3 protein-coding genes are annotated in these 1,877 nt (G+C 53.6%); all 3 read left to right on the forward strand.

Annotated elements, in window-relative coordinates:
* Positions 1-219 (forward strand): type II toxin-antitoxin system RelE/ParE family toxin (locus ASN18_RS14090; protein WP_236861774.1); only part of this gene is annotated, 219 nt, incomplete at its 5' end.
* Positions 212-514, forward strand: coding sequence for a helix-turn-helix domain-containing protein (locus ASN18_RS14095; protein ID WP_085053424.1), 303 nt, complete (start codon positions 212-214; stop codon positions 512-514). The genes ASN18_RS14090 and ASN18_RS14095, both read left to right, overlap by 8 nt.
* A gap of 784 nt (positions 515-1,298) precedes the next feature.
* A partial coding sequence (locus ASN18_RS14105) for a tyrosine-type recombinase/integrase (RefSeq protein ID WP_157073011.1) occupies positions 1,299-1,877 on the forward strand: 579 nt, incomplete at its 3' end.

Consider the following 1,877-nt stretch of genomic DNA (forward strand, 5'->3'; position numbering starts at 1 on the left):
GGGAAAAGCGGCGGTTATCGGACGATTGTGGGCTTTCGAAAAGCTGATGCAAGCCGCATCATTTTTCTGTATGGTTTCGCAAAAAATGCAACCGCGAACATATCGGCTGTGCAAGCAGAAGCCCTGAGCCTTGTCGCAAAAGATTTTCTTGTTGCCACGGAGGAACACATCATCCACTTGTTGGAGAGAGGTTCGATTTCGGAGATTGAAAATGGATGAAATTCTGGATGTTGCCCGCGATTTAGCCCGCGACTTGGTGGCTGTCGGTGCAATGGAAGAAATCACCATGCGCAGGCTGGACGCTCTGTGCTTGCCACCGAAACGACAGTTTGGGTCAGAAGACATTCGACGCATTCGCTTGGCCAACCATGTGAGCCAAGCCGTCCTCGCCGTCTCTCTCGGCATCGGTAAGACAACGGTACAGCAATGGGAGCAAGGACGAAAAAAGCCATCTGGACCAGCACTCAGGTTGCTTGACCTGATTGACCGTAAAGGATTGGCAGTTCTTGGATGACACGACGTAACACAAAAAAGTCGCCACCAAACGGCCCCTGTGGCGGCATCCGCCTTTCTTGGCAATGGGTTCCATGGCGGCAGGATAACGCGCCTACGGACCACACAGGGCGGGTGCTGGCGAATCTGTCATTGACTGATCTCTGATTTCCGCCGTACACGCCTCTCTGTCTGGCTTTCCTGTTCCGGCGCCGGCTGCTAACCTTTCCTTACCAGGAAAAATGCAACACAGAGCGTTCTGTGAGGAGGGCTTTTCCGCAATCGGGCTGTGCATCATGGGCGGATCGCGCAACAACGACCAATCAACCACTCCAAACGTCTGATTAATATCCTATTTCAGTTGATATGCGACCACAAATTATCTATTGTGTTCACAGGAAAATGATCCGTTTCTGTGATCCGTTCGACAGGGTTCCAGCACATGAAAGGCTTTTAATATCAAATTATTGCAAAGAAAGAAGTCAAAAGTTGGACGCGGGTTCAACTCCCGCCACCTCCACCAAATCATCATCCAATGAGATCCAATGTAGTGCATAGAGCCAGCGGAAACGCTGGCTTTTTTGTTGTTTGGCATCCTGGGGCGTCCGATAAAATGTATTGCCATCCGGGGGTAACTGGGGGTAGATTTGGGGGTGTGTTGGGGGTGTGTTGGGGGTATTGACTTTTTGTTACCCCCAAAAATTGGGGGTAACAAAAAAATCGTGCAAAAGCGTGATGTTTGGCCTGCACGCCCCCCAATATCCCCACGGTGTCGAACCCGGATCCCGTTTTTGGAGAACCCTGCCATGCCCCTGACCGATACCGCCATCCGGCAGACCAAGCCAGCCGAAAAGCCTTTTAAAATGGCCGATGGGGGCGGCATGTTCCTCCAGGTTACCCCCACCGGGGGTAAGTGGTGGCGTCTCAAGTACCGTTTCGATGGGAAGGAAAAGCTCCTGTCCCTGGGAATCTATCCCGACGTGACTTTGAAATTGGCAAGGGAACGCCGGGAGGAGGCCCGCCGCCTGCTGGCCAATGGCATTGATCCTGGAGAGCATCGCAAAATCACCAAGGCGGCACAAACAGCCACGGTGGATGGAGCCTTTCAAACCGTGGCCATGGAGTGGTTCGCCAAGTATCAGCCAACTTGGACCCCCGACCACGCCAAGGACATCTTGAGTCGCCTTCAGCGGGACGTGTTTCCCTGGCTGGGGGAACGGCCCGTAGGGGCCATCACCGCGCCGGAATTGTTGGCCGTCTTGCGCCGGATCGAAGACAGAGGGGCCTTGGAAACCGCGCATCGGATCAAGTCCAGTTGTGGCCAAGTCTTTCTATCACTGCTGTCCAAAATAATCTGCCGCAGGCGATTGACTCCTTTGCTGGCG

This window comes from Candidatus Magnetominusculus xianensis, from assembly GCA_001541255.1.
GTDB classification, from domain to species: domain Bacteria; phylum Nitrospirota; class Thermodesulfovibrionia; order Thermodesulfovibrionales; family Magnetobacteriaceae; genus Magnetominusculus; species Magnetominusculus xianensis.